The following is a 15331-nucleotide window of genomic DNA, read 5'->3' as shown; positions in this document are numbered from 1 at the left end:
TTTCTGTGTTGTCTTCTACGGACCGGCGGGGGGGGGGGGGGGGGGGGGGGGCCGGGGGGGGGGCGGCCGGGTGCCGGGGCGGCCCGTCGGACGCCGTCGGGGGTGCTCACAGGGGTCCTCCGCGTGCTCTCGGGTGGGAGAGGATGGGACGGCCGCCGGATGTGGGAGCGCTCCCGCACGGCCGGGGCAGATGCTAGCCGCGCCCGCACTCAGGCGTAATCCCTTGTGCAGAAGGAGTTTTCGACGGTGTTCGACGATCGGGAGACCGACGCCGGATCCGCCCTGGTGGGAGCGCTCCCGTAGCGGAGTAAAGAAATCCGCCGTCGGCGGGCCCGCAGCGGGGCCCGCCGGGGCGCGCGGTCAGTCCCGGGAGTTGCCGAACAGCAGGCGGTAGGCGATCAGCAGCACCAGGGCGCCGCCGATGGCGGAGACCCAGGTCGCCAGGTCGAAGAACTCCTTGGCCACCGGCCGGTGCAGCACGGTCGAGGAGATCCAGCCGCCGACGAACGAGCCGGCGATGCCGATGAGTGTGGTCACGATGAGGCCGCCCGGGTCGCGCCCGGGCAGCAGGAACTTGGCGATGGCCCCGGCGATCAGGCCGAGGACGATCCAGCTGATGAAACCCATACCTGTCTCCTTGCCCTCCGGGGTCCAACGCCGAACCGCGGTGCCCCGAAGGACGTCCGGCACGTCCCGCCCGGTTCCCGAACACCGCCCGAACACCCGCCCGGGCCGTCCGCCCCCGTGCCGGTGCTGCCCCCGGCCCGCCCCGGCTCCCCACCGTGACCGCCGCCGCCCGCGTGTGGGAGAGTCGGCGGCCCCGGGCCGGACGGGCCCGACACGAGGAGGCGCCGATGACCGCGGGGACACAGGCCGGCCGGGTGCTGGTGGTGGACGACGACGCCGCGATCCGCCGCTCGCTGGAGCGCGGGCTGCGCCTCAGCGGCTTCACCGTGGGCGTGGCCGCGGACGGCGCGGCGGCGCTCGCCCGGGCCGCCGCCGACTCCCCCGACGTGCTGGTGCTGGACGTGTCGATGCCCGGCCTCAGCGGCACCGAGGTCTGCCGGGCGCTGCGGGCCCGCGGCGACGACACCCCCGTGCTGATGCTCTCCGCCCTGGACGAGCTCGCCGACCGGGTCGCCGGCCTGCAGGCCGGCGCCGACGACTACCTGGTGAAGCCGTTCGCCCTGGAGGAGCTGGTGCTGCGGCTGCACGCCCTGCTCCGCCGCCGCCCGGCGCCCCCGTCCGACCTGCTGCGCGCCGGCCCGCTCACCGTCGACCCGGCCACCCGCCAGGTGCACTGGGACGGCGCCGAACTGCACCTCACCCGGCGCGAGTTCGAGCTGCTCGCGCAGCTCGTCCGGAACGCCGGACTGGTGCTCACCCGGGACCAGCTGCTCGACCGGGTCTGGGGCTACGACTTCGACGTGCGCAGCGACGCCGTGGACACCTTCATCAGCTACCTGCGCCGCAAGCTGGAGGACGGCGGCCGGCCGCGGCTGATCCACACCGTCCGCGGTGTGGGCTTCGTGCTGCGGGTGCCCGCCGACGGGGGTGCCCGGTGAAGCTCTCCACCCGGATCGCCCTGTCGGTGACGGTGCTGGTGCCGCTGCTGGTGCTGGCCGCGGGGCTGCTGCTGCTCGGACTCGTCCACCGGGACCTGCTGCGCCAGCAGGACGAGGTGCTGCGGGCCCGGGCGGCCGCGGTGCTGCCCAACGCCCGGACGCTGCTCGCCGCGAGCGCCGCCACCCGGCCGAAGGCGGAGCAGAACCAGCAGCGCAAGGTGCTGGACGGCGCACTGGACTCCGGGGTCAGGCTGGCGGCCGCGGACGGCGCCGTCCGGCTGGCGGTGGGCCCGCAGCCGGTCGAGTCCGTGGTGCTGCCGGCAGCCGGATCCGGGCCGGCGACGGTGCGGGACGGCGGGCGGGCCTGGCGGGTGCTGGCGGTGCCGGTGGACGGCACGGCCCCGGGCACGCTCTGGCTGGTGCAGCCGTCCACGGCGGTCGACCCGCAGGTGAAGGCCGTCCGCCGGCGGGTGCTGCTGGTCGCGGTGCTGGCCGCCCCGGCCGCCGGTCTGCTGGCCTTCGGCCTGGCGGGGCGGGCGACCGCCTCGCTGCGGACGCTGAGCGGCCGGGCCGCCGCGCTCGACCCGCGCACTGGCGCGGGCTCCCTCGACCACCGGCGCAGCGGCGTCACCGAGGTCGACGAACTCGCCGCCGCGTTCTCGCTGCTGCTCGCCCGCTACGACGAGCAGGCGGGCCGGACGGCGCAGGCGCTGGAGACGGCCCGGTCGTTCTCCTCCGCGGCGGCGCACGAGCTGCGCACCCCGCTGACGGCGATGCGGACCAACCTGGACGTGCTGGCCGCCCATCCGGACCTGCCGCCCGCCGACCGGGCGGAGATCGTCGGCGAACTCGCCGAGGACCACGGCCGGTTGGAGGACCTGCTGAACGCGCTGCGGACACTGGCCGGCGGCGACCTGGTGGAGCTGTCGGCGTTCGCCCCGCTCGACCTGGGCGAGCTGGTGGAGGCGGCCGCGGCGGAGGCCGGCCGGCGGCACCCGCAGGCCCGGCTGGAGGTCGAAGCGGCGCCCGGGGTGCGGGTGTTCGGCTGGGAGGCGGGGCTGCGCATCCTGCTGGCCAACCTGATCGGGAACGCCGCGGTGCACGGACGGACGGACGGCGGCCCGGCCCGGATCGCCGTCCGGCTGCGGGCCGGGCGCAGCGGTTCGGCGGTGCTGACGGTCGACGACCGCGGGCCCGGCGTGCCGCCGCAGGAGCGGACGGCGGTCTTCGCCCGCTTCCACCGGCGGCAGGACAGCCCCGGTTCGGGCCTGGGCCTCACCCTGGTGGCGCAGCAGGCGGCGCTGCACCGCGGCACGGTGGCGGTCGCGGAGGGGCCGGACGGCACGGGCTGCCGCTTCGAGGTGCGGCTGCCGCTGCTGCGTCCGGAGGAGCCGACCCTGGTGCTGCCGGCCCGCCGGGACTGGATCACCCGCTGAACGCCGCGGACCCGCACCGGGGCCGGGCTCCGGGCGGTCACAGGGTTTCCACAAGAAGCCGTCCTACGCTCCCCGGCGTCCGATCAACCAGGTATCCGGAGGAGAGACCGACATGCCCATGAACCGCAAGGCCGCCGCGATCGGCGCACTCGCCCTGGCCGGCTCCGTGCTCGCCGGTGCGGCCCCGGCCCAGGCCGCCGAGACCCCGAAGGGCGACGGCGCCAAGGCGATCTGCAAGCGCGTGCCGGCCACCCAGGCCCGCCTCGACAAGGCCCTGAAGCGGCTGAACGGCGATGCCACGGTGGTCGGTTCGGTGGCCCGCCTGGAGAAGCGGGTGGCCGAGGCGAAGTCCGCCGGGCACACCGAGGTGTACACCTACCTGAACGACCGGCTGGACTTCCGCAAGACCCTGGTGCCGACGCTGGAGCTCCGCCAGAAGGACCTGAAGGCCGTCGCCGACTGGTGCGGCAAGCAGGGCTCGTCCTCGGCGGGCTCCAAGTGAGCCGCCGGGCCGGTGCCGCGGTGGCGGCCCTCGCCGCGGCCGCCGCGCTGCTGCTGACGGGCTGCGGTCCGCACCAGGGCGGCGGCGACAAGGCCGCGCAGTCGCAGCAGGACGACGGCCAGACCCAGCAGATGCAGCAGAAGCTGGACGCGGCGGAGAGCGCCGCCGCGCAGGCGGACAGCGACGCCACGCAGAACAACTGACGCACCGCCCGCCGAGCGGCCCGTCCCGGACGATCCGGGGCGGGCCGCTCCGCCGTTGGGGTGCGCCGGGCGGCCGGGTGTGCCTTCCGCCGGGTGGACGCGGCTTGACGCGGCCCTCTCCCGTCGTGAACGATCGGCGCATGAAGCCCGGCACCGCTCTGGTATGCCGCCTGCACGTCGATCTGCGACGCCAGGCGAGCGACATGTGTGCCCGCTGACGGTTCCTCCTCGCCCCGTGCCGTTCTCCGGGGCCGGTACCTGATCCGTCGGGTGCCGTCCGGGACCGTCCGCTCCTGAAGCTCCCCCTCCCCCGGTCGGCGCACCGCTGTGCCCGGGTGCGCCCGCCGCCCTTCCGGTCATCCGAGGACACGTCATGAGCCTGGACTTCGCCGTACCCGTTTCCGCCCCCGACACCGCCGCCACCGGCCCGGACACCACCGGCCCGGAAAGCACCGCCCCCGAGTCCGGCGGCACCGCCCGTCCGCTGTCGCCGAACGCCCTGCGGGCGATCGTCCGCGACCTCGCCGAGCAGCCCGACCGCTGGATCCACCGGGTGCGCCTGGCCACCGGGGACCGCTGGTACGAGCGGATGGTGAGCGCCGAGGACCACGAGGTGTGGCTGATCAGCTGGCTGCCGGGGCAGTCCACCGGGTTCCACGACCACGGCGGTTCGCGCGGCGCGTTCGCGGTGGCGCTGGGTGAACTGGAGGAACTGTCGCTGGGCGGGCCGGAGGACGGGCTGCTGGTGCGGCGGGTCGCGCCGGGGGCGGTGCGGGCGTTCGGCGCCGCGTACCTGCACGACGTGCGCAACACCTCGACCGGGCCGGCCGTGACGATCCACGCGTACTCGCCGCCGCTGAGCGGGATGACGCGTTACGACCTGCGGGCCGGCGGCCTGGTCCGCACCGCGGAGGAGGGACCGGAGCAGTGGTGACGACGGTGGAGGAGCTGGTGGCGCGGGCCCGGGCCGGGGTGCACCGGCCCGGCCCGGCGGAGGCGTTCGCGGCGGCGGCCGAGGGGGCGCTGCTGGTGGACATCCGGCCGGCGGCGCAGCGGGCCCGCGAGGGCGGCATCCCGGGCGCGCTGGTGATCGAACGGAACGTGCTGGAGTGGCGGCTCGACCCGGCGGGCAGTCACCGGATCCCGGAGGCGGTGGACCACGCGGTGCACTGGATCGTGGTCTGCTCCGAGGGCTACGCCTCCAGCCTGGCCGCGGCGAGCCTGCGGGAGCTCGGGCTGCACCGGGCGACCGACCTGGACGGCGGCTACGTCGCCTGGGCGGCGGCCGGTCTGCCCACCCTTTCGGCCGACGGGGGTTTGGCCTGACGGACCCCCGGGGATTCGATCAGGTGTTTGTTTGTCACATCCGCCTCATGCGTGCACACCTCATGCCGCGTCAGAACAGCAGAGCACCCTGGAACCACACGTGATCACTTTCGAGGGCGCCACCAAGCGCCACCCGGACGGCACCGTCGCCGTCGAGGGCCTGGACCTCGACGTCCCGGCCGGCCGAATAACCGTGCTCGTCGGCCCGTCCGGCTGCGGCAAGACCACCCTGCTGCGGATGGTCAACCGCATGGTCGAACCGACCTCCGGCCGGGTGCTGCTGAACGGCGAGGACGTCGCCTCGCTGCCCGCCGCCCGGCTGCGCCGGGGCATCGGCTACGTCATCCAGCAGGCCGGGCTGTTCCCGCACCGCCGGGTGCTGGACAACATCGCGACCGTGCCCCGGCTGCTCGGCCGGGACCGCCGGACGGCCCGGGCCCGCGCCGCCGAACTGCTGGAGCTGGTCGGCCTGCCGCCGGAGACCGCCCGCCGCTACCCCTTCCAGCTCTCCGGCGGACAGCAGCAGCGGGTCGGCGTGGCCCGCGCACTGGCCGCCGATCCGCCGGTGCTGCTGATGGACGAGCCGTTCAGCGCGGTCGACCCGGTCGTCCGGGCCGGCCTGCAGGAGGAACTGCTGCGGCTGCAGTCCGAGTTGAACAAGACCGTGCTGTTCGTGACGCACGACATCGAGGAGGCCGTGCGGCTCGGCGACCAGGTGGTGGTGCTGCGCGAGCACGGCCGGATCGCCCAGTGCGCCGACCCGCACACCCTGCTCACCGCGCCCGCGGACGACGGCGTGGCCGCCTTCCTCGGCCGCGACCGGGGCCTGCGCGGGCTCGGCCTGCGGCCGGCCGCCGCGGTCGCACTGCTGCCCGTCGGCACCGACCTGCACGGCTGGCGGCTGGCGGTGGACGCGGGCGGCCGCCCGACCGCCTGGGAGGGCAACGGCGAACGCCGGCCCGCCCCCGTCTTCGCCCCCGCCGCCGACAGCCTGCGGTCCGCCCTGGACGCCGCGGTGCTCTCCCCCGCCGGCGCCGCCGTCGCCGTGGACGGGTACGGCCGGGCGACCGGCCTGGCCACCCGGGCCGCCGTGCTCGCCGCGCTAGGCCCGGCCGTCCCGGAGCCCGCTGCCGGGGAGCACACGGTCGACGGGCCCACGGTCGAGGAGCCCGCCGGTGGACGGTGAACCGCTCGTCCGCTGGCACTGGATCGGCGACCACCTCGGCTACCTGCGCGACCTCGCGCTGGACCACGCGGTGATCTCGCTCGTCCCGGTGCTGATCGCCCTGCTCGCCGCCGTCCCGCTCGGCCTCCTCTGCGCCCGGCTGCCCCGGCTCTACCAGCCGCTCGCCGCGGTCTTCAACGTGGTGTACGCGCTGCCCGCGATCGCCGTCTTCGTGGTGCTCATCCCGTACACCGGCCTGGCCACCCGGGCCACCGTGATGGTGCCGCTCACCTGCTACGCACTCGCCGTACTGCTGCCCGCCACCGTCGACGGCCTGCGGGCCGTGCCGGAGGACGTCCGGCAGGCGGCCACCGCCCTCGGCTACGGGCCCTGGCACCGCCTCGCCGCCGTCGAACTCCCCGCCTCCGTGCCGTACCTGGTCGCCGGGGTGCGGGTGGCCGCGGTCTCGTCGATCTCGCTCGCCGCGGTGGGCGCCCTGGTCGGCCGCGGCGGCCTGGGCTACCTCTTCGTCGACGGCTTCCAGCGGACCTTCCCGACCCCGATCCTCGCCGGGATCGCGCTGGTCGTGCTGCTCGCCCTCGCCACCGACCTGCTGCTGGTGCTCGCCCGCCGGCTGCTCGCCCCCTGGGCCGCCGGAGGTGCCCGGTGAACTGGCTCGGCTGGCTGACCACCTTCTTCACCGCCCCCGCCCGGCGCAGCGGACCCGACGCGATCGGCCACCGGATCGCCGAACACCTGGTGTTCTGCGGGGAGGCCCTGCTGTGGGCCGCGGTGCTCGCCGTCCCGCTCGGGCTGCTGATCGGCTACACCGGCCGCGGCTCCTTCGTGGTGACCGCGCTGACCGGCGCCGCCCGGGCACTGCCCACGCTCGGCCTGGTCACCCTCGCCGTGCTGCTGGCGGGCGTCGGCGACACCGCCGTGCTCGTCCCGCTGGTGGCGCTGGCCGCGCCGCCGCTGCTGGTCGCCGCCGCCGAGGGCGTCCGCGGCACCGACCCGGCCGTCCGGGACGCCGCGCTCGGCATCGGGCTGACCCACCGCCAGGTGCTCGGGCAGGTCTGCCTGCCCGCCGCCGCGCCGGTGCTGCTCGCCGGGCTGCGCACCGCCACCGTGCAGACGATCGCGACCGCGACCGTCGCCGCCTACGTCGGCCTCGGCGGACTCGGCCGCTACGTCGTCGACGGCCTGGCCACCAAGGACTACCCGGCCACCGTCGGCGGCGCCCTGCTGGTCGTCCTGCTGGCCGTGGCCGCCCAGCTGCTCTTCGCCCCGCTGATCCGCCGCGCCTCGCCGCCGCAGGCCCGGCTCACCCGCACCACCCGCCGTACCCGCCGTACCCGTACGCCTCGAACGAAGGAAGCCCGATGACCGCCCGACTCGTCCGCACGCTCACCGCCGCCGCACTCGCGCTGGGCGCGGCGGCCTGCTCCTCCTCGTCGGGCGACCCGCTCGCCGCCGACGGCGGATCCGCCAAGCCCGCCGACGGCAGGACCGTCGTCGTCGGCTCCGCCAACTTCCCGGAGAACGTGCTGCTCGCCTCGATCTACTCCCGGGCGCTGAAGGCCAAGGGCGTCAAGGTCGAGGAGAAGTTCAACATCGGCAGCCGCGAGGTGCTGTACGGGCAGCTCAAGAGCGGCAGCCTGACCGTGCTGCCCGAGTACAACGGCGCCCTGCTCGCCTACCTGGACCCGAAGACCACCGCCGCCGGCACCGAGGCCGTCGACGCGGAGCTGGGGCGCAAGCTGCCCGCCGAACTCGGCATCCTCGACCCGGCCGCCGCCGAGGACAAGGACTCCCTGACGGTCAGCAAGGACACCGCCGACCGGCTGAAGCTCACCTCGGTCGCGGACCTCGCCGGCAAGGCGGGCGACCTGGTGGTCGGCGGGCCGCCGGAGTTCAAGTCCCGCCGCGAACAGCAGTTCAAGGACGTCTACGGGCTGACCTTCAAGGAGTGGAAGCCGACCGCCGACACCACCGCGAACGCCCTCAAGGACGGCACCGTCCAGGTCGGCAACGTCTTCACCACCGACCCGCGGATCGTCCAGCTCGGCCTGGTCGCGCTCGCCGACCCGAAGAACCTCTTCAGCGTGCAGAACGTCGTCCCGCTGGTGAACAAGGCCGGGGTGGACGCCACCGCCACGGCCGCGCTGAACGCCGTCTCCGCCAAGCTCGACACCGCCGGCCTCACCGCCCTGATGAAGCGGGTCGCCGTCGACAAGGAGGACCCGTCGGCGGTCGCCGCCGACTGGCTGAAGACCAACGGCCTGGGCTGACCGCCGGCACCCGAAAACCCGGTGACCGGCGCCGGGCGGACGATCATGATGGCTCGCATGACCGACGACACCGTGACCGTCCGCCCGGAGATCCTCGACTACTACAACCGCGGGGCCGAACAGGGCCGACTGCGGCGCGAGCACAACCGGCTGGAGTTCTGGCGCACCCAGGACGTGCTGCGCCGGCTGCTCGGCCCCGCCCCGCTGCGGGTGCTGGACGTCGGCGGCGGGGCCGGCGTGCACGCCGAATGGCTGGCCGCCGACGGCCACGAGGTCCACCTGCTCGACCCGGTACCGCTGCACGTCGAGCAGGCGTCCGCGCTGCCCGGCGTCCGCGCCGCCCTCGGCGACGCCCGCGCGCTGGAGGCCGCCGACGGCTCGTACGACGCGGTGCTGCTGCTCGGGCCGCTCTACCACCTGACCGAACGCGCCGACCGGCTGCGGGCGCTCGCCGAGGCCCGCCGGGCCTGCCGACCGGGCGGTGCGGTGGTCGCCGCCACCATCAACCGGTACGCCGGGCTGCACGACCAGCTGCGGGTCGGCCGCTACTTCGAGCCCGGCCCGCGCGCGGCCACCGACGCCTGCGCGGCCACCGGCCTGCTCGGCGGCACCGGCGACAACCCGCTCTTCACCACCGCCTGGTTCCACCACCCGGCCGACGTCCTCGACGAGTTCGCCGCCGCCGGGCTGCCGGACGCCCGGCAGTACGGGCTGGAGGGCGCGGCCTGGCTGATGGGCGACGTCAACACGTGGCTGGACGACCCGGAGCGCCGCGGCACCGTGCTCACGGCCCTGCGCACCACCGAGTCGGAGCCCTCCCTGCTCGGCATCAGCGGCCACCTGCTGACCGCGGCGACCGCCCCGAGCTGACGGTTTGCGCCGGTGGGACCTACGCCGCCTGCCCGGCAGACGGCTTGCGGGGCCGGCACAGCGTCAGGAAGGCCGTGAGCGAGAGCAGCGCACTGCCGAGCACCACCGTGCCCAGCAGCACCGCGGACGGATCGCCGCCCGCGCTGCTGAGCGGGGCGACCACGGCTCCGCAGAGGAAGGTGCCGAGGCCGAGCAGGGCGGAGGCGGAGCCTGCCGCGTGCGGGGCCGTGGTGAGCGCCTGTGCCGCCGAGTTCGGGCCGACCACGCCCATGGCCGCCATCAGCAGGCACATCGCCGGGCAGACCGCGGCCAGGCCGAGGTCCCACACCCCGGTGAAGAGGGTGAGCGCGAGCCCGGCCGCCCCCGCGGTCACCAGGCCCAGCAGCATCAGCGTGTCGGGGCGCAGCCGGGTGACCAGCACCCGGCCGTTGAGCTGGGTGGAGGCCATCAGGGCCACCGAGTTGACGGCGAAGAGCAGGCTGTAGGTCTGCGGCGAGACCCGGTAGACCTCCTGCAGCACGGTGGAGGACCCGCTGACGTAGGCGAAGAGCGCACCGAAGGCGAAGGTGCTGGTGAGGACGTAGCCGAGGAAGCTCCGGTCGCGGAGCAGCCCGCCGACGGCCCGTAGGGTGGTGGTCAGGCCGCCGCGGTGGCGGCGTTCGGGCGGCAGCGACTCGTGCAGGGCGGCCGCGGCGAGCACGGTGAGGACGGCGCCGAGTACGGCGAGGACGGCGAAGGTGCCGCGCCAGTCGGTCACGTGCAGCAGTTGGGCGCCGAGCACGGGCGCGACGATCGGGGCCAGGCCGGAGATCATCGCCAGCGAGGCCATGAAGCGGATCATCGCGACGCCCTCGTAGCAGTCCCGGGCCACCGCGCGGGCGATCACCAGCCCGGCCGCGCCGGCGACGCCCTGCACGAAGCGGGCGGCGACCAGCACGCCGAGGCCGGGGGCGAGGGCGCAGACCAGGGTGGCGAGGGAGTAGACCGCGATGCCGGCGAGCAGCGGGCGGCGGCGGCCGTGCCGGTCGCTCAGCGGGCCGAACACCAGCTGACCGGCGGCCATGCCGAACAGTTGCGCGGTGAAGGTCAGTTGGACGGCGGGTGCGGTGGCGTGCAGGTCCGCGGCGAGCGAGGGCAGGGCCGGCAGGTAGAGGTCGGTGGTGAAGGGGCCGAGCGCGACCAGGCCGCCGAGGGCGGCGACGGTGGCCCGGCCGGGCCGTGCGGCGGTCGCCGGGCCGGCGGCGGGGGTGGTCCGCTCGCCGCCGGCGTCGACGGTCGGGCCTGCCATGGCGCTCCTCGGGATCGGATCGGTGGTGGCTGCTCGGCGCGGCCGGCCGCGGGTGCCGGGATTCGTACCGTAACCCGGTGTGCCCGGCTCAGGCTCGGGCGGCGTCCGGCCGTTCGGCCGCACCGAAGCTGCGGACGACCTCGATGGTGCCGACGATGTGCCGGTTGAACTCCGCCAGCTCCTCGGCGGGGACCCAGAGTTCGAGGATGGTCTCGCCGCCGGCCTGCCGGACGGGGAAGCGCTCCAGGTAGGCGCTGTCGACCTCGAACCGGGTGACGTAGCCGGCGCCGGAGGCGGGCACGTTCCAGTCCCGGGCGATCCGGACGGCGTAGTCCTCGTTGAGCACCGGGTAGAAGATCGGCTGCTCCGGCAGGCGGGGCGGCCAGGCGCGCCATCCGGAGGCCTCGACGAGCGCGAGCTCCTTCGGGCCGGTCGGACGCCAGAGCGTGGTGGTCTGCATACACCCGACCGTATCGGCCGCCACGCCCGCCCGGCGACGCATTTTCGGCCTTCAACTTCCCTTAAGGCACCGGCTCTTGATGTGCACACGAGGCGCTGCTTTGCTGTGCGGACGAAGTTAGGAAACTTTCCTGACGGTTCCCGCGACAACCCACGACGAACGGAGAACCATGCCCTCGCACGCCCTGCGGCACCGGCGCGTCCGCCCCCTGCTCGCCCTCGCCGGCGCGGCCGCGCTCGCCGCCGGCACCTTCGCCCTGGCGCCGGCCGGACAGGCCGCCACCGCCGCGGCCGCCGACCCGGTGGGCCTCAACGCCCCGTACGAGTACCTCGGCTGGGGCAGCCCGCAGAAGCCGACCGACGTGATGGCGGCGACCGGGGTCAAGCAGTTCACCCTCGCCTTCATGCTCAGCGACGGCGGCTGCAACCCCAAGTGGGACGGCAGCCGACCGCTGACCGGCGGCAGCGACCAGAGCGCGATCAACGCGATCCGGGCGGCCGGCGGGGACGTGGTGGTCTCCTTCGGCGGCTGGAGCGGCAACAAGCTCGGCGAGAAGTGCACCTCGGCAAGCGCCCTGGCCGCGGCCTACCAGAAGGTGATCGACGCCTACAAGCTCAAGGCGATCGACGTGGACATCGAGAACACCGAGGTGGCGAGCGCGGCCGTCCGGCAGCGGGTGGTCTCCGCCCTGAAGACGGTCGAGAGCAAGAACCCGGGCATCCGCACCTACCTGACCTTCGGCACCACGCCCACCGGACCCGACGCCAACGGCCTGGACCTGATCAAGAAGGGCGCCGCGGCCGGGCTCGCCCTCGACGGCTGGACGATCATGCCCTTCGACTTCGGCAGTCACAGCGGCTCCATGGGCAGCGTCTCCACCAAGGCCGCCGACGGTCTGCAGAAGGCGGTGGCGAGCGCGTACGGCTACGACAGCGCGACCGCGTACCGGCACATCGGCATCTCCTCGATGAACGGGAAGACCGACGAGGCCGACGAGACCGTCTCCACCGGCGACTTCACCACCATGCTGAACTACGCCAAGGCGCACCACCTGGCCCGGTTCACCTTCTGGGCGGTCAACCGGGACCGGGCCTGCCCCTCCGGCACCCAGGCCGGCGACTCCTGCAGCGGGATCTCCCAGTCGGCGTACGCCTTCACGAAGATCGTCGCCGGCTACCACGGCTGAGCCGGGCGGCACCGGGACGCCGCGGCGGCGGTCAGCGCGGGGCGATCAGCGCGGCCTCGGCGAAGTTGTCCCAGTGGGCGGCCGCGCCGAGCGGGATGCAGGCCCAGTCCCTCATCGGCCGGCCGCCCATCGGATCGAACAGGTGGGCGCCCGGCAGCCGCAGCGCCTCCGCGAGGGCGGGCGTGTCCCGGCCCAGCCGGCACACCAACTCGTCCTCGTGCAGGCCGGCGAAGGCCTTGCCCGCGGTGTCCTTCAGACAGGGCATGCCGAACATCTTCGACTGCGTCGCGCCCCGCGGGGCGAGCTCCTCGGCGATCTCCGCGTAGCGCGCGGCCGGGTCCGACGGTTCCGTCATGGCGCCATGGTGGCACCGGGCCCGGAACGGCGGCGCACGCCACGCGGACGGGTCCGGGCCGACCGGGGCCTTGAGTGCGGACGGCCGGACATGTAAGGATTGAGACCCGTGAGCATCCCTGTACACACGCTTCCCGCCTCCCCGCTCCGCGTCGCCGTGGCGCAGGCCCCGCTCGTCCCGCTGGACATCGCCGCGAACACCGCCACCGCGGCCGCGCTGGTCCGCCGGGCCGCCGCGCAGGGCGCCCGGCTGCTGCTGCTCTCCGAACTCTTCCTGACCGGCTACGAGACCGCCGGCATCGCCGCCGACCCGGACACCCTGACCGTCGCCCCGGACGACCCCCGGCTCGCCCCGCTGGCCGCCGCCTGCGCCGGGACCGGCACCGCCGTGGTGGTCGGCGCCCCCGTCCGCGACCGGGACACCGGCACGCTGCACATCGCCGCCCTCGCCCTGGACGGGTCCGGCCGCACGGCCGCCGTCTACCGCAAGCAGTTCGCCACCCCCAACGAGCGCGCCGCCGGCTTCTCCCCCGGCACCGGCGGCTGCACCCTGGAACTCGACGGCTGGCGGCTCGGCATCGGCGTCTGCTGGGACTCCGGCTTCCCCGAACACGCCCGCGCCGCCGCCCTCGACGGCGCCCACGCCTACCTGGTGGGCGCCCTGTTCGGCACCGGCCCCGGCGCCCACCAGCGCCGCACCGTCTTCCCCGCCCGGGCACTCGACAACACCCTGTACGTCCTGCTGGCCAACCACGTCGGCCGCTCCGGGCCGTACACCGGCTGCGGGCTCAGCGCCGCCTGGGGCCCGGACGGGCACCTGCTGGCCGAGGCCGCCGAGGACGCACCGGAGCTGCTCACCGTCGACCTCGACCCGGCCGTCCTGGCCCGCGCCCGCACCGACGACCCCGTCCTCCTCCAGCCCGGCCTCACCACCACCCCCACCCGCACCACGGCAACCCTCAGCACCACCGGGGGCGCGGGGAGCTGCGCAATGGGGAAGCGGGCCACCGCCCACATCACGGCCCAACCGGAACCGTCATGACAGCCACCCCCGGACTGCGCAGTTCCCCGCGCCCCTAGGCCCCAGGAAATACCCGGGCTCGTCGGGCGTTGTGCTGTGCAGGAGGTGTCCCACCATGGGTGACGAGGAGCAGTTCCGCATCGAGCACGACTCGATGGGCGAGGTCCGGGTGCCGGCGGCCGCCAAGTGGCAGGCGCAGACGCAGCGCGCGGTGCAGAACTTCCCGGTCTCCGGCCAGCGGCTGGAGCGCTCGCACATCGCGGCGCTGGCCCGGATCAAGGCCGCCGCGGCGAAGGTCAACGCGGAGCTGGGCGTGCTGGACGCGCCGACGGCGGAGGCGATCGCGGCCGCCGCCGAGGAGGTGGCGGAGGGCCGCTGGGACGACCAGTTCCCGGTGGACGTCTTCCAGACCGGCTCCGGCACCTCGTCCAACATGAACACCAACGAGGTGATCGCCACCCTGGCCGGGGAGCGGCTCGGCCGGCCGGTGCACCCCAACGACCACGTGAACGCGAGCCAGTCGTCGAACGACGTGTTCCCCTCGTCGATCCACGTCGCGGCGACGGGGGCGGTCGGCAACGAGCTGGTGCCGGCGCTGGAGCACCTGGCGGCCGCGCTGGAGCGCAAGTCCGCCGAGTTCGCCGAGGTGGTCAAGTCCGGCCGGACGCACCTGATGGACGCCACGCCCGTCACCCTCGGCCAGGAGTTCGGCGGGTACGCGGCCCAGGTGAGGTACGGCGTGGAACGGCTGCGTGCCGCGCTGCCGCGGGTCGCCGAACTGCCGCTCGGCGGTACGGCGGTGGGTACCGGCATCAACACCCCGCCGGGGTTCTCCGCCGCGGTGATCGCGGAGGTCGCCCGGGCGACCGGGCTGCCGCTCACCGAGGCCCGCGACCACTTCGAGGCCCAGGGCGCCCGCGACGGGCTGGTCGAACTGAGCGGCCAGCTGCGGACGGTGGCGGTCGGCTTCACGAAGATCGCGAACGACCTGCGGTGGATGGGCTCCGGTCCGCGCACCGGTCTCGGCGAGCTCAACCTGCCGGATCTGCAGCCCGGTTCGTCGATCATGCCGGGCAAGGTGAACCCGGTGATCCCCGAGGTGGTGCTGATGGTGGCCGCCCAGGTGATCGGCAACGACACGACCGTGACGGTGGCCGGTGCGAGCGGCAACTTCGAGCTGAACGTGATGCTGCCGGTGATCGCGCGCAACGTGCTGGAGTCGGTGCGGCTGCTCGCGTCGGCGGCCCGACTGCTGGCCGACCGCACGGTCGACGGGCTGACCGCGAACGCCGAGCGGGCCCGGGAGTACGCGGAGTCCTCGCCGTCGGTGGTCACGCCGCTGAACCGGTACATCGGCTACGAGGAGGCCGCGAAGGTGGCCAAGCAGTCGCTGGCCGAGCGCAAGACGATCCGCCAGGTGGTGCTGGAGCGCGGCTACGTCGAGCGCGGCCTGCTGACGGAGGCGCAGTTGGACGAGGCGCTGGACGTGCTGCGGATGACCCGCCCCTGACGGCCCGTCCGCGGACCGGGTCGCCGGAACGGCCGGTGGAACGGTCGAGGGGGGGGGGGCGGGGGGGGCCCCCCCCGCGGGGGGGTGTGGGGGGGGGGGGGGGGGAGAACCCGGGCCCAACCACAAAGGGGGGGCGGGGGGGGGGGGCGGGTGG

At 75.0% G+C, this 15331-nt stretch carries 18 protein-coding genes; 14 read left to right on the top strand and 4 right to left on the bottom strand.

Annotated elements, in window-relative coordinates; genetic code table 11:
* Positions 1–360: 360 nt before the first annotated feature.
* Complete coding sequence (locus tag ABZ641_RS11995) at positions 361–627, bottom strand: GlsB/YeaQ/YmgE family stress response membrane protein (RefSeq protein ID WP_030265783.1); 267 nt, start codon at positions 625–627, stop codon at positions 361–363.
* 227 nt (positions 628–854) lie between these two features.
* Between ABZ641_RS11995 and ABZ641_RS11990 the strand changes: the two genes are divergently transcribed.
* From ABZ641_RS11990 to ABZ641_RS11940, 11 genes are all read left to right on the top strand, one after another.
* Positions 855–1565 (top strand): response regulator transcription factor, encoded by a 711-nt coding sequence (locus tag ABZ641_RS11990; protein WP_359981106.1) that lies wholly within the window; start codon positions 855–857, stop codon positions 1563–1565.
* Entirely contained in the window at positions 1562–3001 is a 1440-nt protein-coding gene (locus tag ABZ641_RS11985; protein ID WP_359981103.1) for a HAMP domain-containing sensor histidine kinase, read from the top strand. The genes ABZ641_RS11990 and ABZ641_RS11985 overlap by 4 nt, the downstream gene beginning before the upstream one ends.
* Positions 3002–3113: 112 nt before the next feature.
* A complete protein-coding gene (locus tag ABZ641_RS11980; RefSeq protein WP_030265793.1) occupies positions 3114–3503 on the top strand; it encodes a hypothetical protein in 390 nt (129 codons plus the stop codon).
* Positions 3500–3706: a hypothetical protein gene (locus ABZ641_RS11975; protein WP_030265795.1), complete on the top strand. Its 207-nt coding sequence runs from the start codon at positions 3500–3502 to the stop codon at positions 3704–3706. Before ABZ641_RS11980 ends, ABZ641_RS11975 begins: the two co-directional genes overlap by 4 nt.
* Positions 3707–4079: 373 nt before the next feature.
* A complete protein-coding gene (locus ABZ641_RS11970; RefSeq protein ID WP_359981099.1) occupies positions 4080–4640 on the top strand; it encodes a cysteine dioxygenase family protein in 561 nt (186 codons plus the stop codon).
* Positions 4634–5032, top strand: coding sequence for a rhodanese-like domain-containing protein (locus ABZ641_RS11965; protein WP_344623694.1), 399 nt, complete (start codon positions 4634–4636; stop codon positions 5030–5032). The genes ABZ641_RS11970 and ABZ641_RS11965 overlap by 7 nt, the downstream gene beginning before the upstream one ends.
* 100 nt (positions 5033–5132) lie before the next feature.
* The gene (locus ABZ641_RS11960) at positions 5133–6218 is read left to right on the top strand and encodes an ATP-binding cassette domain-containing protein (protein ID WP_359981096.1); all 1086 of its coding nucleotides are present in this window, start codon (positions 5133–5135) and stop codon (positions 6216–6218) included.
* Positions 6208–6867, top strand: a complete 660-nt coding sequence (locus tag ABZ641_RS11955; RefSeq protein ID WP_359981093.1) for an ABC transporter permease — start codon at positions 6208–6210, stop codon at positions 6865–6867. Before ABZ641_RS11960 ends, ABZ641_RS11955 begins: the two co-directional genes overlap by 11 nt.
* Positions 6864–7583, top strand: a complete 720-nt coding sequence (locus ABZ641_RS11950) for an ABC transporter permease subunit (protein WP_344623691.1) — start codon at positions 6864–6866, stop codon at positions 7581–7583. Before ABZ641_RS11955 ends, ABZ641_RS11950 begins: the two co-directional genes overlap by 4 nt.
* Complete coding sequence (locus ABZ641_RS11945; RefSeq protein ID WP_359981090.1) at positions 7580–8488, top strand: ABC transporter substrate-binding protein; 909 nt, start codon at positions 7580–7582, stop codon at positions 8486–8488. Before ABZ641_RS11950 ends, ABZ641_RS11945 begins: the two co-directional genes overlap by 4 nt.
* Positions 8489–8545: 57 nt before the next feature.
* The gene (locus ABZ641_RS11940; RefSeq protein ID WP_359981087.1) at positions 8546–9358 is read left to right on the top strand and encodes a methyltransferase domain-containing protein; all 813 of its coding nucleotides are present in this window, start codon (positions 8546–8548) and stop codon (positions 9356–9358) included.
* A 19-nt stretch (positions 9359–9377) separates the two neighbouring features.
* Here ABZ641_RS11940 and ABZ641_RS11935 read toward each other — a convergent pair whose 3' ends face one another.
* Both ABZ641_RS11935 and ABZ641_RS11930 read right to left on the bottom strand, forming a co-directional pair.
* Positions 9378–10646: a multidrug effflux MFS transporter gene (locus ABZ641_RS11935; protein WP_359981085.1), complete on the bottom strand. Its 1269-nt coding sequence runs from the start codon at positions 10644–10646 to the stop codon at positions 9378–9380.
* An 88-nt stretch (positions 10647–10734) separates the two neighbouring features.
* The gene (locus tag ABZ641_RS11930; protein WP_359981082.1) at positions 10735–11106 is read right to left on the bottom strand and encodes an ADP-ribosylation/crystallin J1; all 372 of its coding nucleotides are present in this window, start codon (positions 11104–11106) and stop codon (positions 10735–10737) included.
* A gap of 169 nt (positions 11107–11275) precedes the next feature.
* Here ABZ641_RS11930 and ABZ641_RS11925 point away from each other — a divergent pair, with 169 nt between their 5' ends.
* Positions 11276–12292 carry a chitinase gene (locus ABZ641_RS11925; RefSeq protein WP_344623686.1) on the top strand — a complete coding sequence of 339 codons (1017 nt, stop codon included), beginning with the start codon at positions 11276–11278 and terminating at the stop codon, positions 12290–12292.
* Between the two features lie 31 nt (positions 12293–12323).
* Here ABZ641_RS11925 and ABZ641_RS11920 read toward each other — a convergent pair whose 3' ends face one another.
* Positions 12324–12647: a hypothetical protein gene (locus ABZ641_RS11920; RefSeq protein WP_344623685.1), complete on the bottom strand. Its 324-nt coding sequence runs from the start codon at positions 12645–12647 to the stop codon at positions 12324–12326.
* A 108-nt stretch (positions 12648–12755) separates the two neighbouring features.
* Between ABZ641_RS11920 and ABZ641_RS11915 the strand changes: the two genes are divergently transcribed.
* Entirely contained in the window at positions 12756–13688 is a 933-nt protein-coding gene (locus ABZ641_RS11915) for a carbon-nitrogen hydrolase family protein (RefSeq protein ID WP_359981077.1), read from the top strand.
* A 94-nt stretch (positions 13689–13782) separates the two neighbouring features.
* Complete coding sequence (locus tag ABZ641_RS11910; RefSeq protein WP_344623683.1) at positions 13783–15177, top strand: class II fumarate hydratase; 1395 nt, start codon at positions 13783–13785, stop codon at positions 15175–15177.
* Positions 15178–15331 lie beyond the last annotated feature (154 nt).

The organism is Kitasatospora sp. NPDC007106 (assembly GCF_040634455.1).
Lineage (GTDB): Bacteria > Actinomycetota > Actinomycetes > Streptomycetales > Streptomycetaceae > Kitasatospora > Kitasatospora arboriphila.
The sequence above is the reverse complement of the archived record's forward strand: the minus strand, read 5'-3'. Positions and strand labels throughout refer to the sequence as shown.